The organism is Streptomyces sp. SM10 (assembly GCF_002910915.1).
Classification (GTDB): domain Bacteria; phylum Actinomycetota; class Actinomycetes; order Streptomycetales; family Streptomycetaceae; genus Streptomyces.
The window spans coordinates 1-24,414 of the sequence record NZ_NEUF01000041.1; the positions used below are offsets into that span (position 1 = coordinate 1).

17 protein-coding genes are annotated in these 24,414 nt (G+C 71.2%); 10 read left to right on the forward strand and 7 right to left on the reverse strand.

The genetic code is table 11. The features are described from left to right. Positions 1-197: 197 nt before the first annotated feature. The gene (locus tag B9S57_RS04170) at positions 198-1,421 is read right to left on the reverse strand and encodes an IS110 family transposase (RefSeq protein ID WP_103514159.1); all 1,224 of its coding nucleotides are present in this window, start codon (positions 1,419-1,421) and stop codon (positions 198-200) included. Positions 1,422-1,748: 327 nt separating this feature from the next. Here B9S57_RS04170 and B9S57_RS04175 point away from each other — a divergent pair, with 327 nt between their 5' ends. From B9S57_RS04175 to B9S57_RS04190, 4 genes are all read left to right on the forward strand, one after another. After that, a complete protein-coding gene (locus B9S57_RS04175; RefSeq protein WP_103514164.1) occupies positions 1,749-2,456 on the forward strand; it encodes a ComF family protein in 708 nt (235 codons plus the stop codon). A 341-nt stretch (positions 2,457-2,797) separates the two neighbouring features. After that, positions 2,798-3,487 (forward strand): ribosome hibernation-promoting factor, HPF/YfiA family, encoded by a 690-nt coding sequence (gene hpf, locus B9S57_RS04180; RefSeq protein WP_103514165.1) that lies wholly within the window; start codon positions 2,798-2,800, stop codon positions 3,485-3,487. A gap of 194 nt (positions 3,488-3,681) precedes the next feature. Continuing rightward, positions 3,682-4,434: a response regulator transcription factor gene (locus tag B9S57_RS04185; RefSeq protein ID WP_103514166.1), complete on the forward strand. Its 753-nt coding sequence runs from the start codon at positions 3,682-3,684 to the stop codon at positions 4,432-4,434. Positions 4,435-4,517: 83 nt separating this feature from the next. Continuing rightward, positions 4,518-5,120: a hypothetical protein gene (locus B9S57_RS04190; RefSeq protein ID WP_181011225.1), complete on the forward strand. Its 603-nt coding sequence runs from the start codon at positions 4,518-4,520 to the stop codon at positions 5,118-5,120. Positions 5,121-5,152: 32 nt separating this feature from the next. On the opposite strand, the gene B9S57_RS04195 is transcribed toward B9S57_RS04190, so the two are convergent. After that, positions 5,153-6,328 carry a winged helix-turn-helix domain-containing protein gene (locus B9S57_RS04195; protein ID WP_103514167.1) on the reverse strand — a complete coding sequence of 392 codons (1,176 nt, stop codon included), beginning with the start codon at positions 6,326-6,328 and terminating at the stop codon, positions 5,153-5,155. 10 nt (positions 6,329-6,338) lie between these two features. Next, positions 6,339-6,929, reverse strand: coding sequence for a GNAT family N-acetyltransferase (locus tag B9S57_RS04200; RefSeq protein ID WP_103514168.1), 591 nt, complete (start codon positions 6,927-6,929; stop codon positions 6,339-6,341). Positions 6,930-7,170: 241 nt separating this feature from the next. Here B9S57_RS04200 and secA point away from each other — a divergent pair, with 241 nt between their 5' ends. Further along, on the forward strand, positions 7,171-9,993 hold the full coding sequence (secA, locus tag B9S57_RS04205) for a preprotein translocase subunit SecA (RefSeq protein WP_103514169.1): 2,823 nt from the start codon (positions 7,171-7,173) through the stop codon (positions 9,991-9,993). A gap of 246 nt (positions 9,994-10,239) precedes the next feature. Here secA and B9S57_RS04210 read toward each other — a convergent pair whose 3' ends face one another. Continuing rightward, a complete protein-coding gene (locus tag B9S57_RS04210; protein ID WP_103514177.1) occupies positions 10,240-10,656 on the reverse strand; it encodes an Rv3235 family protein in 417 nt (138 codons plus the stop codon). A 280-nt stretch (positions 10,657-10,936) separates the two neighbouring features. On the opposite strand from B9S57_RS04210, the gene B9S57_RS04215 reads away from it, so the two are divergent. From B9S57_RS04215 to B9S57_RS04225, 3 genes are all read left to right on the forward strand, one after another. Then, positions 10,937-11,443 carry a DUF6912 family protein gene (locus B9S57_RS04215; RefSeq protein WP_103514170.1) on the forward strand — a complete coding sequence of 169 codons (507 nt, stop codon included), beginning with the start codon at positions 10,937-10,939 and terminating at the stop codon, positions 11,441-11,443. A gap of 47 nt (positions 11,444-11,490) precedes the next feature. After that, positions 11,491-12,162, forward strand: coding sequence for an HAD family hydrolase (locus B9S57_RS04220; protein WP_103514171.1), 672 nt, complete (start codon positions 11,491-11,493; stop codon positions 12,160-12,162). 420 nt (positions 12,163-12,582) lie between these two features. Continuing rightward, positions 12,583-17,619, forward strand: a complete 5,037-nt coding sequence (locus B9S57_RS04225) for an NAD-glutamate dehydrogenase (protein ID WP_103514172.1) — start codon at positions 12,583-12,585, stop codon at positions 17,617-17,619. A 147-nt stretch (positions 17,620-17,766) separates the two neighbouring features. On the opposite strand, the gene B9S57_RS04230 is transcribed toward B9S57_RS04225, so the two are convergent. Both B9S57_RS04230 and B9S57_RS04235 read right to left on the reverse strand, forming a co-directional pair. Then, positions 17,767-18,576, reverse strand: a complete 810-nt coding sequence (locus B9S57_RS04230) for an ABC transporter ATP-binding protein (protein ID WP_103514173.1) — start codon at positions 18,574-18,576, stop codon at positions 17,767-17,769. After that, positions 18,569-19,510 (reverse strand): ABC transporter permease, encoded by a 942-nt coding sequence (locus B9S57_RS04235; protein ID WP_103514174.1) that lies wholly within the window; start codon positions 19,508-19,510, stop codon positions 18,569-18,571. The genes B9S57_RS04230 and B9S57_RS04235 overlap by 8 nt, the downstream gene beginning before the upstream one ends. Before the next feature lie 158 nt (positions 19,511-19,668). Here B9S57_RS04235 and B9S57_RS04240 point away from each other — a divergent pair, with 158 nt between their 5' ends. Further along, the gene (locus B9S57_RS04240; RefSeq protein WP_181011226.1) at positions 19,669-20,274 is read left to right on the forward strand and encodes a TetR/AcrR family transcriptional regulator; all 606 of its coding nucleotides are present in this window, start codon (positions 19,669-19,671) and stop codon (positions 20,272-20,274) included. Here the strand turns inward: B9S57_RS04240 and B9S57_RS04245 are convergent. After that, positions 20,264-23,632: a CDP-glycerol glycerophosphotransferase family protein gene (locus tag B9S57_RS04245; protein WP_103514175.1), complete on the reverse strand. Its 3,369-nt coding sequence runs from the start codon at positions 23,630-23,632 to the stop codon at positions 20,264-20,266. The two genes, B9S57_RS04240 and B9S57_RS04245, sit on opposite strands and share 11 nt — an antisense overlap. Before the next feature lie 100 nt (positions 23,633-23,732). On the opposite strand from B9S57_RS04245, the gene B9S57_RS04250 reads away from it, so the two are divergent. Further along, a partial coding sequence (locus B9S57_RS04250; protein WP_146057708.1) for a glycosyltransferase occupies positions 23,733-24,414 on the forward strand: 682 nt, incomplete at its 3' end.

Here is a 24,414-nt window from a genome sequence, read left to right on the forward strand (position 1 = left end):
GGGGGGTGCCCCTATCTGTTTCGTCAACCCTGGCGGGGCTGGTTCGTAGGGGTTCGTGGGTTTCCGGGAACGTTCCGCAAGCGGGATGTTCCCGGCGGGTCGGGTGCCTGGTGGGCAGCTCGGTGGCCGGCAGGGCGGGGGTGGCCGTGCCGGTGCGCGGGCGTGATGGGGTCTGGACGGTCGGAACGATGGAGCCGTCAGGCAGCGAGGCCGACGTCGTCGGGGGTGCGTGGTTCGTAGAGGGTGCCGGTGCGGATCATCGCGTGGATGACGTTCACGCGCTGGCGGGCCAGGCGGAGGATGGCCTGGGTGTGGGTTTTGCCGCGTGCGCGCTGGCGGTCGTAGTAGATCCGTGAGGACGGGTCGCTCTTGCAGCCGATCGCGGCGAACGCGGCCTGGAACAGGGCGCGTTTGAGGAGGCGGTTGCCGCGGTGGGGTGCGTGCTCGCCGCGGATCGATGTGCCCGAGGACTTCGTGGCCGGGGCGAGTCCGGCGTAGGAGGCGAGGTGTCCGGCGGAGGGGAAGCCGGTGCCGTCGCCGATCGCGACGATCACAGCGGCCGTGGTCCTGACGCCCAGGCCGGGCAGGGACGTCAGGAGGTGGAAAAGAGGGAGGGCCTCCAGCAGGGCGGCGATCTCCTGCTCGGTGGCCTGGCGCTGGGTGTGGGCGGCGGCGAGCTGGGCGGCCAGGCCCGGCACGATCAGCGCGGACGCCTCGGTGCCGGGAACGACGAGGGTCTGCTCGGCGAGCGCGTCGTAGATCTCGGTGGTGAGGTGGTGGGCCTTGCGCGAGCCGTGCGCCTTCAGCAGGGCCTCGCACCGCGTGCGCCCGAGCTTCTTCAGCCTGGCCGGGGAGCCGTGCCGGGTCAGGAGGGCCTGGACGTAGGGGTAGGCCAGGCGCGGGCCGAGCACGCGCTCGAGGGAGGGGTGGATCTGGGAGAGCAGGCCCCGCAGCCGGTTGGTGGTGCGGTTGACCTCGCCGGCGAGGTCGTTGTCGTAGCCGGTGAGCATCGTCAGCTCGGCCAGTACCTCGTCGTCGCGGTCCACCGCGCGCAAGGTGTGCGGCATGGACCGGGCGGTCTCTGCGATCACGAACGCGTCGCGGGCGTCGGTCTTGGCCTCGCCCGGGTGCAGGTCGGCTGCCCGCCGCATCGACAGTCCAGGCAGGTAGGCGACCCGGCAGCCCGCCGCTCGGGCCACCGTCAGCGGCAGTGCGCCGATGTTGGCGACCTGGTCCACGATCACCAGTACGGTGCCGAACTTCGCCACCAGCTTGGTAAACAGCTCCAGCAGTTTCGGTTCGGTGTTGGGCAGCCGTTTGTCGTGCACGGTTCTGCCGTCCGCGGTCCGGCCGTGGGCGTGGTGGAACTCCTTGCCCAGGTCCAGGCCGAGGAAGAGATCTATCGCGGTCGTGTCGACCATGTGCGCGTGCCCCTGCCTCTCGTCGCCTCAACTCCCGGCCGTCCCTGCGGCACCACACGCCGGCAACCACGTTACGCAGACATCCCCGCCCCGAAGCGGCTCGGCGTTGCGCCGGGCCAGGCGGTCGTCAGGCCCCTCATCAGCGGTCAAGCGGTGCCCCGAAGCCCGACGGCAACACCCCCCAGGTCATCGACTTCGACAGGGGGCACACAGCCATACCGGACCCGGGGGCCAGGCGCCCCATTGCGGGGCCACGAAAAAGGTAACGGGGCTCCGGCTTTTCCACAGGGGTGGCCGGGTGTCGGCCGCCGGGGCACAGTGGGATCTGTGCGGGGTTGGTGGCGGGAGATCGCGGGACTGGTGCTGCCGGTGGCCTGTGGGGGCTGCGGCAAGCCGCGCAGTGAGCTGTGCGAGGAGTGTGCGGTCGCCTTGGCGGCTGTGGCGCGCCGGGTGAGACCGGCGCCCGAGCCGGCCGGGCTCCCCGTGGTGCACGCGGTGGCTCCGTACGAGAACGCCGTACGCGCGATGCTGCTGGCCCACAAGGAGCGAGGGGTACTCGGCCTGGCCGGAGTGCTCGGCGGGGCGCTGGCGGCCGCTGTGCGGGCCGGAGCGGGGCACGGGGGGAGCGAGGGGCCGCTGTTGCTGGTGCCCGTTCCGTCGGCGCGGCGGGCCACGGCGGGGCGTGGGCACGACCCGGCGCGCAGGATCGCGGTCGCGGCGACGGCCGAGCTGAGGCGCGGGGGCGAGGGGGCCCGGGTGCTCGCGGTGCTGAGGCAGCGGCGTGCGGTGGCCGACCAGGCTGGGCTGGGCGCCAGGCAGCGTCACGCGAATCTGGCGGGCGCGCTGGTCGTGGCGGACGGCGGCCGGAGACTCCTCGACGGTGGCCGCGTCGTGCTGGTGGACGACCTGCTGACCACCGGGTCCTCACTGGCGGAGGCGGCACGCGCGGTCCGCGAGGCGGGCCTCGGCGACAGCGGTGCGGCGGAGGGGCTGAGGGCCGCGGTCGTCGCAGCGTCGCCCTCTGCTTTCCAATGAGACCGGAACTGACAGATAACTTGCATCGTTGCAGGTAGTGAGTGGGTATAGGGCCCCGATCGGAGGTACGCGTGAGTAGCGGGTGCCGACAGGGGGGTGGGCAGGCTATGTTCGGTTGTGAGGGACGGTGAATTCCGCACCTCGACGAATGTGCCACCAGGTTTCGGGCAGGTAACTCACCGGTACGCCAGAAGCATGGAAATCGGTGGGGTGGAAACCCTGCCGATGGGGGAGGAGGAGGTGACAGCCACCGAGTCCGCGGCTCCGGCGATCACCGGAGCCTGGTGCAAAAGGGATATGCTCCGCCGCTGAAGCGGAGCGATCCGGGAACGGAGTTCTGCGTGGACATCGTCGTCAAGGGCCGCAAGACCGAGGTGCCCGAGCGGTTCCGCAAGCACGTGGCCGAGAAGCTGAAGCTGGACAAGATCCAGAAGTTCGACGGCAAGGTGATCAGCCTTGACGTCGAGGTGTCCAAGGAGCCGAATCCCCGTCAGGCCGACCGTGCGGCAAGGGTGGAGATCACGCTCCGCTCGCGTGGGCCGGTCATCCGGGCGGAAGCGGCGGCAGGCGACCCGTACGCAGCGCTGGACCTGGCCACCGACAAGCTCGACACGCAGCTGCGCAAGGAGCACGACAAGCGCTACAGCAGGCGTGGCAACGGCCGGCTGTCCGCGGCCGAGGTCGGAGAGGTGGTGCCGGACGCGGCCTCGTTCAACGGGGACGGCGAACTCATCCCCGACGAGCCGGCGCCCGCCGTGCCCACCACGAGGATCGGCTCGCTCGAGGTACAGGGCGAAGGACCGCTCGTGATGCGCGAGAAGACGCACGTCGCGGCACCGATGACCCTCGACCAGGCGCTCTACGAGATGGAGCTGGTCGGGCACGACTTCTATCTGTTCGTCGACTCCGAGACCAAGGAGCCCAGTGTCGTCTACCGGCGGCACGCCTACGACTACGGCGTCATCCACCTGAGGACCGACCCGCTGGCCTCCGACGAGGCGGGCGGCGCGGGCGGTGCGCTCGGCGGCTGACACCACCACTCACAGCCGATACGGGATGCCCCTGGAAGCGTCTGACCGCCTCCAGGGGCATCACGTGCGACCGCGGGGGGACCGCTTCGGCGGCCAGGCATGAAAGCATGGCGTCCCAGGCCAATCAGTGCTCTGTGCGCTGCCGTTGGCGGACAGCCTGTGACCTCAGGCAGTGGCCTTCAGGGGGAGGAACGATGGCGGACACCTTCGGGCCCGTGCGCGGGACGAGCGATGCCGACAGCGCTGCCGGTGCGGATCTGGTTGCGGACGACGGCAGTTCCCGCAAGGAGCCCATCAGGGTTCTTGTGGTGGACGACCACGCGCTCTTCCGCAGAGGTCTGGAGATCGTCCTCGCCCAGGAGGAGGACATCCAGGTCGTCGGAGAGGCCGGGGACGGGGCGGAGGCGGTCGACAAGGCTGCCGACCTGCTGCCCGACATCGTGCTGATGGACGTGCGGATGCCCAAGCGCGGGGGCATCGAGGCCTGCACCTCCATCAAGGAGGTGGCCCCCAGTGCGAAGATCATCATGCTGACGATCAGCGACGAGGAGGCCGACCTCTACGAGGCGATCAAGGCGGGCGCCACCGGTTACCTGCTCAAGGAGATCTCGACCGACGAGGTGGCCACCGCCATTCGCGCGGTCGCGGACGGCCAGTCCCAGATCAGCCCGTCCATGGCCTCCAAACTGCTCACCGAGTTCAAGTCGATGATCCAGCGCACCGACGAGCGCCGGCTCGTCCCCGCACCGCGGCTCACCGAGCGGGAACTGGAAGTGCTCAAACTCGTGGCCACCGGCATGAACAACCGCGATATCGCGAAGGAATTGTTCATTTCCGAGAACACGGTGAAGAACCACGTCCGCAATATCCTGGAGAAGCTGCAGCTGCACTCCCGGATGGAAGCCGTGGTCTATGCCATGCGGGAGAAGATCCTCGAGATCCGGTAGCGGGGGGCGCTGGTGGAGGTCTTGCCGGAAGAAGCCGGAAGAAGCCGGAAGAAGCCGGAAGGAACGGAAGAACCGGGGGTCCGGTGGGGACGACCACGATCAGCAGTCTGAAGCGTGCCCGTGCGGTGGGGCGGGCACGCACGGTATGGGGCCTGGCGGGGGCGGTCCTTCTGCTGCCGCTCGGAGGCTACGCCCTGGCCGCGGCGGGATTGTGTCCCGAAGGCACACCCCTCGTGCTCGGTCTGCTGTCCTTGATCGTCGGCTCCGTCCTTCTGCCCGCACTGTGCGAGGAACAGGCCCCGTTCCGGCACTCGTCGTCGCACCTGACCGCGCGCACCCTGACCGGAGAGCGGTCCGTCGATCTCTACCGGCTCACCACCGTCCGCCTGGTGACGACCTTCGCGTACGGCGGTGCGCACCGGCTCCTGCTGGTGCGTGACGCCCACGGCGTGCGCCTGGGGGTCACGACCGGGAGGAGCCGCAAGAAGCTGCGCCGGGCGGTCGAGCGTGCGGAAGCGAACGCCGCCCGAGGCGTCCCCGTGCCCCGGACGAGCCGGGCGGCCCGGGTGCATCTGGGCCTCGCGCCGGGGAAGGGCCTGGTCGGGCACACGGTCCTCGCCTTCCTGCTGCAGGCGGTGTCCGTGACCCTGTACATGATCGCCGTACTCCGGCTGGGCGGGCAGTAGGCCGGTCCCGGCCGGAGCCGGAACGCGGCGCCTCAGGCCAGGGCGCGGGTGATCTCCGCCATGAGCGGCTCGCGCAGCTCCGGTGCGTCGACGCGTTCCAGCCGGACATCGGTGCAGCCGACCCAGGACGCCGCCTCCACGAGCGCACCGGCCATCGGCGCCACCGCCGTCGCGCCGTCAAGGGACACCTGGCGGGCGACCAGGGTGGTCCCCTCCCGGGCCGGGTCGACCCGGCCCCGCAGCCTGCCGCCGGCCAGCAGCGGCATCGCGAAGTAGCCGTGGATCCGCTTGGGCCGGGGGACATACGCCTCCAGGCGATGGGTGAAGCCGAAGATCCGCTCCGTGCGCGCCCGCTCCCAGATCAGCGAGTCGAACGGCGAGAGCAGTGTCGTGCGGTGCCGTCCGCGCGGCTCCGAGGCCAGGGCCACGGGGTCGGCCCAGGCCTGCTTCGCCCAGCCCCGCACGGACACCGGAACCAGTCCGGAGTCCGCCACGACGGCGTCGAACTGCTCCGCCTTGAGCCGGTGGTAGTCGGCGATGTCCGTCCGGGTGCCGACCCCCAGCGACCGCCCCGCCAGAGCCACCAGCCGGCGCAGGCACTCCGCGTCGTCCAGGTCGTCGTGGAGCACGGCGTCCGGGATCGCGCGCTCGGCCAGGTCGTAGACCCGCTTCCAACTGCGTCGCTGCGTGCACACCACCTCGCCGTACATCAGGGCCCGCTCGACGGCGACCTTGGAGGCGGACCAGTCCCACCACTCGCCACCGTTCTTCGCGCCGCCGAGCTCGGTCGCCGTCAGCGGGCCCTCGGCGCGCAGCTGGGCGATCACCTTCTCGTACGCCCCGTCGGGCAGGTCGTGGGCCCAGTGCGGCCGGGAACGGTAGGCGCGCCGGCGGAAGGCGAAGTGGGGCCACTCCTCGACCGGCAGGATGCAGGCCGCGTGCGACCAGTACTCGAACGAGCGGCCCCCCGACCAGTAGGCCTCGTCGACCGTGCGGCGGCCGAGTGCGCCGAGGCGGGCGTACGGCACGAGCTCGTGGGACCTGGCCAGGACGGAGATGGTGTCGAGCTGGACCGCGCCGAGACCGCGCAGCACCCCGTGGACCCCTCCCCGGCGGTCCGGGGCGCCCAGGAGCCCCTGGGCGCGCAGGGCGATCCGGCGTGCCTGGTCGGCGGAGAGTTCCATCACGGGTGTCGGCACAGACGTCATGCGTCGAACCCTAGAGCGCGCCACTGACACCGGGGGCCGGCCGATGGGGGTGGGTGCCGGGCAGTCCCAGATCGGCGGGGAGCAGTGCGCCGGTCCAGGTGTCACGCCGTATGCCCTTGTTGAACAGGGCGGACCGCTGGTCACCTTCCATCCGGAAGCCGGCACGCAGGGCGACCGCCCGGGACGGCGCGTTGCCGACCTCGGCCCGCCACTCGAGGCGGTCCGCGGCGAGGGCGGTGAACGCCCAGCGGGCGGCCGCGAGCAGGGCTTCCGTCGTGAAGCCGGCGCCGCGGTGTTCCTTCGCGACCCAGTAGCCCACTTCGTAGGTGCCCGGAGGGGCGCACCGGTTGACGCCGAGCGCGCCGACGAGCGGGCCGCCGTCCCTCAGCAGCACGGCGAAGTTGTACGTCGTGTCGTCCTGCCAGCCCGAGGGTGAGAGCTTCCGGGTGAAGAGCTCCGCGTCCGCGCGCGTGTACGGCGACGGGACAATTGTCCAGCGCTGGATCTCCGGGTCCTGGCAGGCGGTGTGCACCGCGACGCCGTCCTCGGGTGCGAAGGGCCGCATGAGCAGGCGTTCCGTGGTCAGGGTGGTCGGTTCCATGAGGGAATTGTGGTGACGTGGAGCGCTGGATGCGAGCACTTTTCGGTGCTTCCCGGCACCTTCCGTCCCCTCCGGCCGTTGTCCTGGAAGGGCGCGGCGGGGAGAACGGGGCGACAGCCCTCCCGGCGTGGCGGGGTCCTCGCTTACGATGGCCGTTGCGGTGGGGCCCACCTGCCGTGCCCGCGCCAGAGTCCATCACACGACCCAGTGCCAGGCCCGACCGGCAAGGAGACCAGCCTCAGTGTCCGTCTTCAACAAGCTCATGCGTGCAGGCGAAGGCAAGATCCTGCGCAAACTGCACCGCATCGCGGACCAGGTCAGCTCCATCGAAGAGGACTTCGTCAACCTCTCCGACGCCGAGCTGCGGGCGCTCACCGACGAGTACAAGGAACGGTACGCGGACGGCGAGAGCCTGGACGACCTGCTTCCCGAAGCATTCGCGACCGTCCGTGAGGCCGCCAAGCGGGTCCTCGGACAGCGCCACTACGACGTCCAGATGATGGGCGGTGCCGCCCTGCACCTCGGCTATGTGGCCGAGATGAAGACCGGTGAGGGCAAGACCCTCGTCGGTACCCTGCCCGCGTATCTCAACGCGCTCTCCGGCAAGGGCGTGCACCTGATCACGGTCAACGACTACCTGGCCGAGCGCGACTCCGAGATGATGGGCCGGGTGCACAAGTTCCTCGGCCTCGAGGTCGGCTGCATCATCGCCAACATGACTCCGGCCCAGCGCCGTGAGCAGTACGCCTGCGACATCACGTACGGCACGAACAACGAATTCGGTTTCGACTACCTCCGCGACAACATGGCGTGGTCCCAGGACGAGCTCGTCCAGCGCGGCCACAACTTCGCCATCGTCGACGAGGTCGACTCGATCCTCGTCGACGAGGCCCGCACCCCGCTGATCATCTCCGGGCCGGCGGACCAGGCCACCAAGTGGTACGGCGACTTCGCCAAGCTGGTCACGCGGCTCACCAGGGGTGAGGCGGGCAACCCGCTGAAGGGCATCGAAGAGACCGGCGACTACGAGGTCGACGAGAAGAAGCGGACCGTGGCCATCCACGAGCCCGGTGTCTCCAAGGTCGAGGACTGGCTCGGGATCGACAACCTCTACGAGTCGGTGAACACCCCGCTCGTCGGTTACCTGAACAACGCGATCAAGGCCAAGGAACTCTTCAAGAAGGACAAGGACTACGTCGTCATCGACGGTGAAGTCATGATCGTCGACGAGCACACCGGCCGTATCCTCGCCGGCCGCCGTTACAACGAGGGCATGCACCAGGCCATCGAGGCGAAGGAGGGGGTGGACATCAAGGACGAGAACCAGACCCTCGCCACGATCACCCTGCAGAACTTCTTCCGCCTGTACGGCAAGCTCTCCGGCATGACCGGTACGGCGATGACCGAGGCGGCGGAGTTCCACCAGATCTACAAGCTCGGTGTGGTGCCGATCCCGACGAACCGGCCCATGGTCCGCGCCGACCAGTCGGACCTGATCTACCGCACCGAGGTCGCGAAGTTCGCCGCGGTGGTCGACGACATCGCCGAGAAGCACGAGAAGGGGCAGCCGATCCTGGTCGGTACGACCTCGGTCGAGAAGTCCGAGTACCTCTCGCAGCAGCTCTCCAAGCGCGGTGTCCAGCACGAGGTCCTCAACGCCAAGCAGCACGACCGTGAGGCGACGATCGTCGCCCAGGCCGGGCGCAAGGGCGCGGTCACGGTCGCCACGAACATGGCCGGCCGAGGCACGGACATCAAGCTCGGAGGCAACCCGGACGACCTCGCCGAGGCGGAGCTCCGCCAGCGCGGTCTCGACCCCGTCGACCACGTCGAGGAGTGGGCGGCCGCGCTGCCCGCGGCGCTGGAGAAGGCCGAGCAGGCCGTGAAGGCGGAGTTCGAGGAGGTCAAGGAGCTCGGCGGGCTGTACGTGCTGGGCACCGAGCGGCACGAGTCGCGCCGCATCGACAACCAGCTCCGCGGTCGTTCCGGCCGCCAGGGCGACCCGGGCGAGTCCCGGTTCTACCTGTCGCTGGGCGACGACCTGATGCGCCTGTTCAAGGCCCAGATGGTCGAGCGCGTCATGTCGATGGCCAACGTCCCCGACGACGTCCCCATCGAGAACAAGATGGTGACGCGGGCGATCGCCTCCGCGCAGTCGCAGGTGGAGCAGCAGAACTTCGAGACGCGTAAGAACGTCCTGAAGTACGACGAGGTGCTCAACCGCCAGCGCGAGGTCATCTACGGCGAGCGCCGGCGCGTCCTGGAGGGTGAGGACCTGCAGGACCAGATCCGCCACTTCATGGACGACACGATCGACGACTACATCCGCCAGGAGACGGCGGAGGGCTTCGCCGAGGAGTGGGACCTCGACCGGCTGTGGGGCGCGTTCAAGCAGCTCTACCCGGTGAAGGTCACCGTCGAGGAGCTCGAGGAGGCCGCGGGCGACCTCGCCGGTGTGACCGCGGACTTCATCGCCGAATCGGTCAAGGACGACATCCACGAGCAGTACGCGGAGCGGGAGAAGACGCTCGGCTCGGACATCATGCGTGAGCTGGAGCGGCGCGTGGTGCTGTCCGTCCTGGACCGCAAGTGGCGTGAGCACCTCTACGAGATGGACTACCTCCAGGAGGGCATCGGCCTGAGGGCCATGGCGCAGAAGGACCCGCTGGTCGAGTACCAGCGCGAGGGCTTCGACATGTTCAACGCCATGATGGAGGGCATCAAGGAGGAGTCCGTCGGCTACCTGTTCAACCTGGAGGTCCAGGTCGAGCAGCAGGTCGAGGAGGTTCCGGTGCAGGACGGCGCGGAGCGCACCTCGCTCGAGAAGCAGGACGCGCCGGTGGCCGCCGGGACCGGCCGCCCCGAGATCCGGGCCAAGGGCCTGGACGCGCCTCAGCGCCCGGACCGGCTGCACTTCTCCGCCCCCACGGTGGACGGGGAGGGCGGCGTCGTCGAGGGAGACTTCTCCAACGGCGACGGTGCGCGGTCCGAGGGTGACGGGACGACGCGTGCGGAGCGCCGTAAGGCGCAGAAGAGCACGGGTGGCCGCCGCCGCAAGAAGTAGCGCGCGGAGCATTCGAGGAACGGCCTGGTCCGGACACCGCTCGGTGTCCGGACCAGGCCGTTCGCGTGGTGGCCCCAGACGCCCCTGCGGGGCCGCGGAGGCGTGGTGGCCCCCGTGGGGCAGGGCGGGGCGTCCGCGGCCCGCAGGGGCCGTCGTGCGGCTTCGGCGGGCGTGTGCCGGCGCCGCCCGGGCGCCCGCCCAGGCCGTGCCCGTCGGGCCTGGCCGGGGCGGGCGGAACCGGTCGCGCTATCTGACGGCGGGGAGGCGTTCGCCGCCCAGGTCGATCGCCGCGCAGCGCCAGCGCAGGTCGGGCCCCTGCTCCAGGCGGAAGGCCATCGCGCGGACCTGCTCGCCCGTGGAGATGCTGGCGAAGGCCTCGACCACGCCGGTGGCCGGCTGGCTGCCGCGGCAGGCGCGTACGACCGGACGCCTGGAGCCCGCGCCGAGCGGGGCGCCGGGGGCGAGTTCGGCGAGCTGGTCGTAGGCCTCGCCGATCGTGTGGCCGAGCATCCAGTGCACCGGGCGCTGGCCGCTGAGGACGGCCAGCAGCCGTTCGGCGAACCACTGGTGCGGCCGCAGGGCCCTCCGGGGCCGTTGCAGCGGTACGGTGCCCGGCCTGCTGCTGTCCCGTCGTCCGGCCGGCCTCGTCCTGTCCGTGCTCATGCTCATAGCCCCCGTGGCTGCTGTCCGGAGCCCGGGAGAGTACCGGGCGGTAACTTCTGCTGGGGATCTTCTACGGGGCCGGTCGCGGGCCCCGCAAGCGGCGATGGGGCCGGGCGGGGCGCCGGGCGAGATCACCTATCCGGGTGGCAGGTCAGGTGCCGCAAGGGAAGGGTGAGGGTGACGGCCCTCGCGCGGTGGACGGCGGTGGGTGGATCGGCGACCCCGAAGGGGGACCTCGCACGTATCCTGAGGGCGTCATCGACTACGAAAGCGGTCAGCCATGCGTGTGTACGTCCCCCTGACCCTCTCCGGTCTTGCCGCTGTGCACAGGGCGGGCGAGGTCGGACCGGGGCCGCTGACCGCCTATGCCGTGACACCCGGTCTGCGCGAGTGGTACGTCTCCGACGACATCGAGGAGCTGGAGTACGCGGCGCTCAACCGGGCCGCCTCCGCCTCGCTGCGGCTGATCGCGGGCAGGCCCGACGAGATCCGGCGCCGGGTCGTCGTCGCGCTCGACGTGCCGGACGGGGCTGCCGTCGCGGATCCCGGCCAGATCCTGGACGCGTCCTCCCTGGGAGAGGTGCGGATCGCCGGCCCGGTGGCCCTGGCGAAGGCCGCCGCCGTGCACGTGGACGCGGACGACGCCGAGAAGGACGTCGCCGAGGCGGCGGCGGCGCTGGGGGCGGCCGACCAGGGCGACGACGACGCCCGGTTCACCGTGGACGGCGCGGAGGACCACGAGCTCCTGTGGTTCGGGATCCAGGAGATCCCCGGCCTGATCGGCTGAGAGCCTCGCCCGGGTGACTGTCGTACCGGGCGGGTATTTTTCTCTTCATGGCGACATCGGGGAAGCACCGCACCCATCTGGTCTGGGACTGGAACGGCACACTGCTCGACGACATCCACGCGGTCCTCGGCGCGACGAACGCCGCCTTCGCGGAGGTCGACCTGGCGCCGCTCACCCTGGAGCAGTACCGCGAGACGTACTGCGTGCCGATACCCAAGTTCTACGAGCGGCTCATGGGCAGGCTTCCCACCCCCGCCGAGTGGGAGCGGATGGACGGTCTCTTCCACCGCCACTACACCGAGCAGCAGGTGACCTGCGGGCTGACCGAAGGCGTCGAGGAACTGCTGGCCCGGTGGAGCGCCGGCGGCCGCAGCCACTCACTGCTGAGCATGTACGGCCACGAGCACCTGGTCCCGGTGGTGCGCGGATACGGCATCGAGCGCCATTTCGTCCGCGTCGACGGCCGTACCGGTCCCTCCGGCGGAAGCAAGGCGCAGCACATGGCGCGCCACTTCGAGGTCCTCGGAGGGATCGCTCCCGAATCGGCCGTGGTCATCGGTGACGCGGTGGACGACGCCGTGGCGGCGGCCCACGTGGGTGCGCGCGCCGTGCTCTACACCGGCGGTTCGCACAGCCGCGGCAGCCTGGAGGCGGCGGGGGTGCCCGTGGTCGACACCCTGGCCGAAGCCGTCGCACTGGCCGAACTGATGGCTGACTGAGCCACCCGAGGGGGCGACGTGCCGGGCGGCGGTGAGCGCACCCTGTCCGCACCCTGTCCGGGTGTGTGGCCTTACGTGCAGGAACCGTCCCGTGCGATGTCCAGAGTGTCAAAGTCCGAGGGCTTCTTTTGTACATATGCGGCTCATGACGGTTGTGGGTGCAGGGGGGATAGCCTGGTGCCGTGATCAGCGCGATACGCCTCGGGGGCAGCGAAGCCCCCGGCCTGCGCCCGGAGTGCGACAGCACCCGGGCGATGCGTGATCTCCGCATCCCGGGCCGTCTGCCGAACATGGCCGATATGGTCCCGGGCATCTCCCCAGGCGGCATAGCGTCGACCAGGACCGGAAACCCCGCGTCGTGGCGTGACTCCGCCCTTTACACCTACGTCACGCAACGGCGCGCGACAGGAGCCAGAGGACATGCAGACCAAGCTGGACGAAGCCAAGGCCGAGCTGCTCGCACGGGCGGCCCGGGTAGCTGACAACAGTCCGGGCGGTGGTGTCGGTGGCCCGGGAGGCGGCCTCCGGGTGCACCTTGCCGAAGGCGCCGGCACCGGAGCAGAGGGCGGCACCGGTACCGGCGGCGACGAGCGGCCGGGCCGGGACACCCTGCTCGCCTATCTCCAGCGCTACTACCTGCACACCGCTCCGGAGGACGTGAAGGACCGGGACCCGGTCGATGTCTTCGGCGCCGCCTCCTCCCACTACCGGCTGGCGGAGAACCGTCCGCAGGGCACCGCGAACGTCCGGGTGCACACCCCGACGGTCGAGGAGAACGGCTGGACGAGCAGCCACTCCGTCGTCGAGGTCGTCACCGACGACATGCCCTTCCTGGTCGATTCGGTCACCAACGAGCTGTCCCGCCAGGGCCGCGGCATCCATCTCGTGATCCACCCGCAGGTCATCGTCCGCCGTGACGTCGCCGGCAAGCTGATCGAGGTGTTCGGGGACGACCCGTCCAGGAGCAGCGGCGCGAAGCGGTCCAAGGGCCGCAAGGAGGCCGGGGCCGAGCTTCCGCACGACGCGGTCGTCGAGTCGTGGATCCACGTCGAGATCGACCGGGAGACGGACCGCGCTGACCTGAAGCAGATCACCGCCGATCTGCTCCGTGTCCTGTCCGACGTCCGGGAGACCGTCGAGGACTGGGACAAGATGCGCGACGCCGCCCTGCGGATCGCCGAGGACCTTCCCGCGGAGCCGCTCGACGAACTGGCCGACGAGGAGGTCGAGGAGGCCCGTGAGCTGCTGCGCTGGCTCGCCGCCGACCACTTCACCTTCCTCGGGTACCGGGAGTACGAGCTCCGCGAGTCCGACGCGCTGACCGCCGTCCCCGGCACCGGTCTCGGCATCCTGCGCTCCGACCCGAAGCACAGCGAGGACGAGGCGCACCCGGTGAGCCCGTCCTTCGACCGGCTGCCCGCCGACGCCCGGGCCAAGGCCAGGGAGCACAAGCTCCTCGTCCTGACGAAGGCCAACAGCAGGGCGACCGTGCACCGCCCCAGCTACCTGGACTACGTCGGGGTGAAGAAGTTCGACGCCGAGGGCAACGTCGTCGGCGAGCGCCGCTTCCTCGGCCTGTTCTCCTCCGCCGCGTACACCGAGTCGGTGCGCCGGGTGCCCGTGGTGCGCCGCAAGGTCGCCGAGGTGCTGGAGGGCGCCGGCTTCACGCCCAACAGCCACGACGGCCGCGACCTGCTCCAGATCCTGGAGACGTACCCGCGCGACGAGCTCTTCCAGACGCCCGTGGACCAGCTGCGTTCGATCGTCACCTCCGTGCTGTACCTCCAGGAGCGCCGCCGGCTGCGGCTCTACCTGCGCCAGGACGAGTACGGGCGCTACTACTCCGCCCTCGTCTACCTGCCGCGCGACCGCTACACCACCGGCGTGAGGCTCCGCCTGATCGACATCCTCAAGGAGGAACTGGGCGGGAACAGCGTCGACTTCACCGCCTGGAACACGGAGTCGATCCTCTCCCGTCTCCACTTCGTCGTCCGGGTCCCCCCGGGCACCGAGCTGCCGCACCTCACCGACGCGGACGCGGACCGTATCGAGGCGCGCCTCGTCGAGGCCGCCCGCTCCTGGGCCGACGGCTTCCAGGAGGCGCTGAACGCCGAGTGCGGCGAGGAGCGCGCCGCCGAGCTGCTGCGCCGCTACGGGCACTCCTTCCCCGAGGGCTACAAGGCCGACCACTCGCCGCGCGCCGCCGTGGCCGACCTGGTCCACCTCGAGGAGCTCAAGAGCGAGCGCAAGGACTTCGCGCTCAGCCTGTACGAGCCGGTCGGCGCCGCTCCCGACGAGCGCCGCTTCAAGATCTACCGGACCGGCGAGCAGGTCTCGCTCTCCGCGGTCCTCCCCGCCCTCCAGCGGCTCGGTGTCGAGGTCGTCGACGAGCGTCCCTACGAACTGCGCTGCGCCGACCGCACGCACGCCTGGATCTACGACTTCGGGCTGCGCCTGCCGAAGAAGGCCGGCGGCAACGGCGACCACCTCGCCGACGACGCCCGGGACCGCTTCCAGGACGCCTTCGCCGCCATCTGGACCGGCGAGGCGGAGAACGACGGCTTCAACTCCCTGGTCCTGGGCGCCGGGCTCGACTGGCGTCAGGCGATGGTGCTGCGCGCCTACGCGAAGTACCTGCGCCAGGCGGGTTCGACCTTCAGCCAGGACTACATGGAGGACACCCTCCGCACCAACGTCCACACCACGCGGCTCCTGGTCTCCCTCTTCGAGGCCCGGATGTCCCCGACCCGCCAGAAGGCCGGCACGGAGCTGACGGACGGGCTGCTGGAGGAGCTGGACGGGGCGCTCGACCAGGTCGCCTCGCTGGACGAGGACCGGATCCTGCGGTCCTTCCTCACGGTCATCAAGGCCACGCTGCGGACCAACTACTTCCAGCTGGCCGACGACCACGAGCCGCACGGCTACGTCTCGATGAAGTTCGACCCGCAGGCCATCCCGGACCTGCCTGCGCCCCGCCCCGCGTACGAGATCTGGGTCTACTCCCCGCGCGTCGAGGGCGTCCACCTGCGCTTCGGCAAGGTCGCCCGCGGTGGTCTGCGCTGGTCCGACCGGCGGGAGGACTTCCGTACGGAGATCCTCGGCCTGGTCAAGGCGCAGATGGTCAAGAACACCGTGATCGTGCCGGTGGGTGCCAAGGGCGGCTTCGTCGCCAAGCAGCTGCCGGACCCGGCCGTGGACCGTGACGCCTGGCTCGCCGAGGGCATCGCCTGCTACCGGATCTTCATCTCGGCGCTGCTCGACATCACCGACAACATGGTGACCGGCGAGGTCGTGCACCCCGCGGAGGTCGTGCGCCACGACGAGGACGACACCTACCTCGTCGTCGCCGCCGACAAGGGGACCGCGAGCTTCTCCGACATCGCCAACGACGTGGCCGTGGCATACGGCTTCTGGCTCGGCGACGCCTTCGCCTCCGGAGGCTCGGCCGGCTACGACCACAAGGGCATGGGCATCACCGCCCGCGGTGCCTGGGAGTCCGTGAAGCGGCACTTCCGCGAGCTGGGGCACGACACCCAGACCGAGGACTTCACCGTCGTCGGCGTCGGTGACATGTCCGGTGACGTGTTCGGCAACGGCATGCTGCTCTCCGAGCACATCCGTCTGGTCGCGGCCTTCGACCACCGGCACATCTTCATCGACCCGAATCCGGACGCCGCCACCTCGTACGCGGAGCGGCGCCGGCTCTTCGACCTGCCGCGCAGCTCCTGGGCGGACTACGACAAGGAACTGCTCTCCGCGGGCGGCGGCATCCACCCGCGTTCCGCCAAGTCGATCCCGGTCAACGCGCACATCCGCGCGGCGCTCGGCATCGATGCCAAGGTCACCAAGATGACGCCCGCCGAGCTGATGCGGAACATCCTCAAGGCGTCGGTCGACCTCGTGTGGAACGGCGGCATCGGCACGTACATCAAGTCGACGGCCGAGTCGAACGCGGACGTCGGCGACAAGGCCAACGACTCGATCCGGGTCGACGGCGCGGACCTGCGGGCCCGTGTCGTCGGTGAGGGCGGCAACCTCGGTGCCACCCAGCTCGGGCGCATCGAGTTCGCGCGGGCCGGCGGCCGGATCAACACCGACGCGATCGACAACAGCGCCGGTGTGGACACCTCCGACCACGAGGTGAACATCAAGATCCTGCTCAACGGTCTGGTCCGCGAGGGCGACATGACCGTCAAGCAGCGCAACAAGGTGCTCGCCGAGATGACCGACGAGGTCGGAGACCTCGTGCTGCGGAACAACTACGCGCAGAACACCGCGCTCGCCAACGCCTGTGCCCAGGCGCCGTCCCTCCTGCACGCGCACCAGCGCTTCATGCGCAGGCTCGGCCGTGAGGGGCACCTGGACCGGGCGCTGGAGTTCCTGCCGAACGACCGCCAGATCCGCGAGCTGCTGAACCACGGCAAGGGCCTCAGCCAGCCGGAACTGGCCGTGCTGCTCGCCTACACCAAGATCACGGCGGCCGAGGAGCTGATCTCCACCAGCCTGCCGGACGACGCGCATCTCCAGAGGCTGGTGCACGCCTACTTCCCGAAGCAGCTGAGCGAGAAGTTCCCCGAGGCGGTCGACGGACACGCGCTGCGCCGCGAGATCATCACGACGGTGCTGGTCAACGACACGGTGAACACCGGTGGTTCGACGTTCCTGCACCGGCTGCGCGAGGAGACCGGGGCGTCGCTGGAGGAGATCGTGCGGGCCCAGTTCGCCGCGCGTGAGATCTTCGGCCTCTCCGCCGTGTGGGACGCCGTGGAGGCGCTCGACAACACGGTGGCGGCCGATGTGCAGACCCGGATCCGGCTGCACTCGCGGCGGCTCGTGGAGCGCGGATCGCGCTGGCTGCTCGGCAATCGGCCCCAGCCGGTGGAGATCGCGGAGACCATCGGATTCTTCCGCGAGGGTGTCGAGCGCGTCTGGAACGAGCTGCCCAAGCTGCTCAGGGGCGCCGACATCGAGTGGTACCGGTCGATCCTCGACGAGCTCACCTCGGTGGGCGTCCCCGAGGAGCTCGCGGTGCGGGTGGCCGGATTCTCCTCCGCCTTCCCGGCCCTGGACATCGTGGCCATCGCGGACCGTACGGACAAGGACCCGCTGGCCGTCGCCGAGGTGTACTACGATCTCGCCGACCGGCTGGGGATCACGCAGCTGATGGACCGGATCATCGAGCTGCCGCGGGCCGACCGCTGGCAGTCCATGGCCCGCGCCTCGATCCGTGAGGACCTGTACGCCGCGCACGCCGCGCTCACCTCGGACGTGCTGTCCGCCGGTGACGGGACGTCGTCGCCCGAGCAGCGGTTCACGGCGTGGGAGGAGAGGAACGCCGCGATCCTGGCGCGTTCGCGGGCCACCCTGGAGGAGATCCGGGGCTCGGAGTCCTTCGACCTGGCGAACCTCTCGGTGGCGATGAGGACGATGCGGACGCTGCTGCGTACGCACTCCTGATCCGTAGCGGCCGGAACGACGGCCGCACCACGAAGCCGTCCGCCGGACGGGCCTCAGCGGCCCGTCCGGCGGACGGCTTCACGGCTTCACGGCTTCGCACGGACGCCTCACGCGGCTTCACCTGTTCACGCGGCCGGCTTCACGGTGTCATTTCCCGGGCTTCCCCGGCTTGCCGGGCTTCGCGGGCCCGGTGAACTCCTCGTAGGCCGCCACGACCTCCTTGGCCGGGCCGTCCATCCGCAGGGTCCCCGCCTCCAACCAGATCGCCCGGTCGCAGGTGTCGGTGATCGACCTGTTGCTGTGGCTGACGAGGAACACCGTGCCGGCCTCCTCGCGGAGTTCCATGATCCGGTCCTTGCTGCGCCGCTGGAACTTCGCGTCGCCCGTGGAGAGCGCCTCGTCGATCAGCAGGACGTCGTGGCTCTTGGCCGCCGCGATGGAGAAGCGCAGCCTGGCACCCATGCCCGAGGAGTAGGTCCGCATGGGCAGGGTGATGAAGTCGCCCTTCTCGTTGATCCCGGAGAAGTCGACGATGTCCTGGTAGCGCTCCCGGATCTGCCGGCGGGTCATGCCCATCGCCAGGCCGCCGAGGACGACGTTGCGCTCCCCGGTCAGGTCGCTCATCAGGGCGGCGTTCACACCGAGCAGCGAGGGCCGGCCCTGGGTGTGGACCTGTCCCTGCGAGGGGGGCAACAGTCCGGCGATGGCCTTGAGGAGCGTCGACTTGCCGGATCCGTTGGAGCCGATCAGGCCGATCGCCTCGCCCTTGTACGCGGCGAAGCTGACGCCCTTGACGGCGTGCACCTGGCGGGCGCCCCGGGGCTGCCGGCGCGACACGATCCGGTTGAGGGCGGAGGTGGCGCTGCCCCTTCCGGTCCGGGCTCCGTTGACCGTGTAGGTGATGTGGACGTCGTCGACGACGACGGTGGGCACACGTGTGTCGGGGGTGTCAGCCACGTCCGTACCTCTCCTCGGCCTTCCAGAAGTAGACGAATCCGCCGATGCCGCAGACGAGGGCCCACCCCGTTGCGATCGCCCATACGTGCGGGGGCAGCTGCGCGTCGGTGAAGCTGTCGATCAGCGCGAAGCGCATCAGGTCGATGTAGACGGCCGCCGGGTTGCACTCCAGGGCGAACAGGACGGCCTGCGGGACCCGGTCGGCGGTGAGCAGGGTGTCGAGGCTCCACATGACGCCCGACGCGTACATCCAGGTGCGCAGCAGGAAGGGCGTCAGCTGGGCGATGTCGGGGGTCTTGGCCGCGAGCCGGGCCATGACCATCGAGATGCCGGTGTTGAACAGGGCCTGCAGGGCCAGCGCGGGGACCGCGAGCAGCCAGGACGGCCGGGGGTACTGGCCGAAGGTGATCAGGATCAGGAACAGCGCGGCCAGCGAGAACAGCAGGTGCTGGAGCTGCTGGACGGCCAGGGCGATCGGCAGGGACGCGCGCGGGAAGTGCAGGGCCCGGACCAGTCCGGTGTTGCCGCTGATGGCCCGGGTGCCGGCCGTGATCGAGCTGGCGGTGAAGGTCCAGATGAAGACCCCGGTGACCAGGAAGGGCACGTAGTCCGGGATGCCGCGCTTGGTGTTCATCAGGACACCGAAGATGAAGTAGTAGACCGTCGCGTTGAGCAGCGGGGTCATGATCTGCCAGATCTGGCCGAGCTTCGCCTGGCTGTACTGCGCGGTCAGCTTGGCCGTGGCGAAGGCGGTGATGAAGTGCCGGCGCCCCCAGAGCTGCCGGACGTACGCGCCGAGTGACGGCCGCGCCCCGCTGACGGCCAGCCCGTGGCGGGCGGCGAGCGCGGCCAGCTCGCCGGGTCCGTACACCGGGAGGAGGGCGGGAGGTGCGGTGTCCACCGGGGACGGCGGGGCTGCTGTCTGGCTCACCACGGTCGCTTTCGACGAGGGGCGGGAAAACTCTGCGGACGCTGTGGACTCTGCGGACGGTCCCGACGGACAGGACGGTACCGTATCGTCGCAACGCTGACAGTAGGACGATAGTGCGTCGCAACGCAACCGTTTCGTCGTTACGGACTATCATTCGGGCCATGACCACCGAACGGCGAACCGGGCGCCGCACCCCGGCAGGTGCCGCGGTGCTGCGGGAGGACGTGACCGACGCGATCCGCGGGGCCGTCTTCGAGGAGCTGGCCGCCGTCGGATTCGCGCGGATGTCGATCGAGGGCATCGCCCGGCGCGCGGGCGTGGGCAAGACCGCCGTCTACCGCCGTTGGAAGTCCAAGCTGCATCTCGTCCTGGACCTGGTCGCCGCCGTGGCCGCCCAGGGCATGCCGGCGCCCGCGACCGGTTCGCTGTACGGGGACGTGCGCGCCGTACTGGAACTGGCCGCGTACGCCCTGCGTCACCCGGTCGCCTCGCAGGTGATCCCGGACCTGCTGGTCGAGGCGGCCCGCAACCCGGAGATCTCCGACGCCATCAAGGCCGCGCTGCTCGACCCGCAGCAGGGTGTGGCCGCCGTGGTCGTCCGGGCGGCGGTGGAACGGGGCGAGCTGCCCGAGGGCAGCGACCCCGACCGGGCGCTCGATCTCATCGTCGGACCGCTGTACTGGCGCCTCGCCGTGGTCCGCGGCGCTCTGCCCAAGGGCTATCTGGACGACCTCGCGGCGTCGGCGGTACGGGCGCTCAAGGACTGACGGGTCGCGGCGGACCGGCGCCCTCGCCGAGCAGCCGGTCCACGACACGGCGGGCCGCACCGCCGTCGGCGGGGCCGCAGTGGTCCTCACGGAAGCTCTCGTACGCGTCCGCGTGGAGGTCCGCCGAGGTCGGTGTGGCCCGCAGGGCCTGGGCCACCTCCTGGGTGGTGACGAGCAGCGGGCCGGGCGCCAGGGTCTCGAAGTCCAGGCAGAAGCCGCGCACGGTGTCCCGGTAGTGCTCCAGGTCGTAGGTGTGGAAGAGCATCGGGCGGCCGGTGTGCGCGAAGCCGAACGCCAGCCCCGAGTAGTCGGTGACCAGCACGTCGGCCACCAGCAGCAGCTCGGTGGTGTCCGGGTGCGCGGACACGTCACGCAGGGCCGGATGAGCCGGCACGCTGCCCGTGACCCGTGGATGCCGGCGCACCAGCACGGTGGTGCGGCCGTCCAGCGACCCCGCCAGCGCGGGCAGGTCGAGCGCGGGGTCCCAGCGGTAGAGGGGGGAGGAGCCGTCGGGGCCACGCCTCGGCGGGTGCGCGAGATGGTCCCGGTACGTCGGCGCGTACAGCACCACGCGGTGGCCGTCCCGGACGCCCAGGGTCCGGCGCACCCGCTCGGCCGCCTTGTCCCGGCCGGGTGCGCGGAGCAGGTCGTCGGCCGGGCAGCCCGCCTCCAGCACCTCCCCGCCGTAGGCCAGGGCACGGCGCAGGTGCGGCGTGGCGAAGGCGCTGGGGGAGACCAGCACCGACCACTGCGCGGAGCGGTGCGCCAGCGTGGCGAGGTCCTGGTGGTCGGCGTACAGGGTGCCGGTCAGGTCCAGGCCGAACCGGCCGAGCGGCGGCCCGTGCCAGGTCTGCACGACCGTCTGGTCCGGGCGGCGCTCGAACCACGCGGGGAGATGGCCGGCCGCGACGATCCGGCGGGCCCGCGCCAGCGCCTCGTACCAGGCGGTGCTGTGGGCGACGACGGGGACGGCCGTGGCGGGGACGCTGCCCGCCCGGCCCGCGGAGCCGTCGGTGACCCAGAGGTGCTCGGCCTCGGTGTTCCGGCGCACGAGCTCGGCGTGCACGGCGCGGGGGGAGCCCTCCCCGGTGTAGAGCACGACGTCCCGCAACGGCATCCGGCGCTGTGCCGGGTAGTGCGCCGTCCGCAGACGGCTCTGGCGGTACGCGCTCCGCTCCGCGTCGCCGAGCGCGGGCGCACCGTGCAGGGTCAGCCGGTCGCCGTGGCGGCGGTCGAGGCGGAGGCGGTCCCCCGCGGCGCTCACGGGCAGGAGGGTGGCGAGGGCCGCCCCCACCCGCACCGGCCGGCCGTCCAGCAGGACCTCCCAGTCGCCCGGCCGGGGAGGCGGCGCCAGCACGGCGGCGAAACGGCCCTCCCGCCGTTGTGCCGGGACGGCGGTCGTCTCACCGAGGGCGCTGTGGTGCAGGGCGAGGGTGCCGGTCCCGGTCCCCTCGATGCGCAGGCCGCCGTCAGGTGCGGGCCCCGCGCCGTCCGCGTACGGTCCCTCGGCCGGGTCCACCACCAGATGGCCTGCGGCGTCCGCGAAGGCGGGTGCGGCGAGGTCCGGGGCCGCGGCGAGCGGGGCGCGGACGCCGCCGGCCACCAGGGAGACCCGCCACCGGCTCGACGCCCCCGGGGTCGGCTCCGCGGTGAGGGCCGCGAGCGGGATCCGGGCGCTGAAGCCGTCCGCCTCACCGCACCTCACCGGACACGTGTGCTCGGCCGGGGCCCCCTCGCGGCCCAGGACCAGGGCCGTCGGGCGGGCTCCCCCGTACAGCCTCCCCGTCACCTCCAGCGTGCCCGCCTCGTCGGTGTGGCCGGTGGCCAGCGCGGTGAGCCGGGTGACGGTCAGCTCCAGCCGGCCGTCCCGGTAGCCGAGCACCGCGCGCCGCCCGCCGCCCAGGTCGTGGACCAGGGGCTGTGCGGCGGCGGCCTCGACGGCGCGCAGCGCGGCCCGCCGTACGACGCCGTGTCCGGCCACCACCACGCCCACCTGCCAGGTGCCCGTCCCCAGCCGCTCCGGGTCGAGGACCATGGCGAAGCCGGCGTGGTCGTAGCGGTGCAGTTCCTGGCCCGAGTCGGCGGTGGCCCGGTCCGTCCGGACCGTGCGCACCGGCACGGCCCGCAGCCGTCCGCCGCCCGCCTCCCGCGCGAAGGCCGCCTTCAGGGAGTGCCGGGCGGACTCGGCCGGGAGGTTGCGGATGTACGCGTATCCGTGCAGTCTCAGCCGGCCGTCGTCCCCCCAGGAGGACTCCACCAGCCGTGCCACGGCGGGCAGATCACCCCTGCCGAGGCGGGCGGGGACGCCCCCGCCGTGCAGGAGTCCGGGGTGCGAGGCGCGCCGCCGCCCCGGCGGGCCCGACACGGCGAACGTGCCGGTCCCGTTGGCCCGTTCGAACTCCAGGAGCGCCAGCAGCTCGTCGGCCCTGCGCTCACGCACCAGTTGCCAGCGGATGCGGGCCTCGACCGGCAGCCCGGCCAGTGCCTCGTCGCCCGTCCGGTCGAGGAAGGCGCCCGCGTCCTCCATGAAGGCCCGGCGGTAGGCGGGGCCGCCCATCGGCAGCCCTTCGAGGAAGTACACGAAGTCGTCGCGCAGGCACGAGATGTCGTAGCGCAGCCGCTGTGCGGCGTCGCGGTCCCCGAGGAAGGCACTGACCTGTTCGCATGCGGCGATCCGGTCCCGTACACCCCGCACGTCCGTGCGGCGCCGGGTGATCGAGCCCTCCCTCACGCGCCACAGGTAGACGTGCTCGTGCAGCACGTCCACCGACCCGGCGAGGTAGTGCGCCGGGATCATCACCGGGGTGTCCTCGTAGAGCCTGCCCACGGGGAAGGTGAAGGCGTGCCGGTCCCAGAAGGAGCGCCGGAAGACCTTGTTCCACGCGACCCGGTCGGCCAGCAGCCGGGGATCGCGGGTGACGTGGGTGCGGAGGCGGTCGGAGGTCAACCAGCGGTACTGCCAGGCCTGGTGCCTCCCCTGCTCGTTGAGGCGCCACACGTTGCCCGTGGCCAGGTCGGACCCCGTCGACTCCAGGGAGGCCACCATCCGTTCGTACGCGTCGGGGACGACGACGTCGTCGCTGTCGGCGAAGGCCAGATACGGAACGCCCGCCGTGGTGTGGGCGACCCCCGTGTTGCGGGCGGCGCTCAGCCCCGCGTTGGGCTGGTGGACGCAGCGGAAGCGGTCGTCCCGGGCCGCGAAGTCCTCGGCGATCCGGCGGCTCCCGTCCGTGGAGCCGTCGTCGACGAGTACGACCTCGATGGCGCCCAGGGACTGTTCGGCCAGGGAGGCGAGGCACTCCTGAAGCCACTCCTCGACGTTGTGCACCGGGACGACGACGCTGAGGAGTGGCTTCATGCACGGCTCAACCCGGGCGGGCGCCCCGGGTCACGCCGCTGACCCGAACGGGTGAAGATCGCTGGGGTGGGGGGCGAGGTCCCCGTTACGCTCGGCTGCCATGCTCCTGAGTGTCGTCGTGCCCGCCCACCGCGTTCAGGGCCACCTGAGGTCCGCCCTGGCCTCCGTGACCGCGCAGTCGCCCGGGGCGGGCGGAGCGGCGGAGCTGGAGCTGATCGCCGTCGGCGCGCCCGGGGACGGGCCGGACCTCGCCATCGCGCGGGAGTGCGCGGCGCACGACCCCCGGGTGCGCGTGCTGGCCCTGGACCGCCCCTGGGACACCGGCGCCGCCCGCAACGCCGGTGCGGCGGCGGCCCGGGGGACCTACCTGCTCTTCCTCGACGGGGACGACCTGCTCCTTCCCGGAGCGGTCGCGGAGATCTCGGAACGGCTGGCGCAGGACCGTCCCGACGTGCTGCGCCTGGGCCACGACCAGGTCGACTGGTGGGGCGCGGTCCGGCCGGGCGACGACCTCCCGGCCGCCCGGAACCAGCTCTTCCGGCGCTCCTTCTGGGAGGCGCACGCGCTCCGGTTCACCGAGGGCACCTACGGCGACGTCGTGCCCGTCCACCGTGCGGTCTTCCTCGCCTCCGACGCGGGCACCCTCGCCACGCTGGACCCGATCCGCGTACGCCACCGGCTGCGCCGCACCGGCCCGTCCGCGACGCCGCCGGGCCGCGCGCACTTCGCCGTCCTCGGCGCGTACGAGCGGCTGGCCGCCGAGACCGGCGGAGACCCGCGGA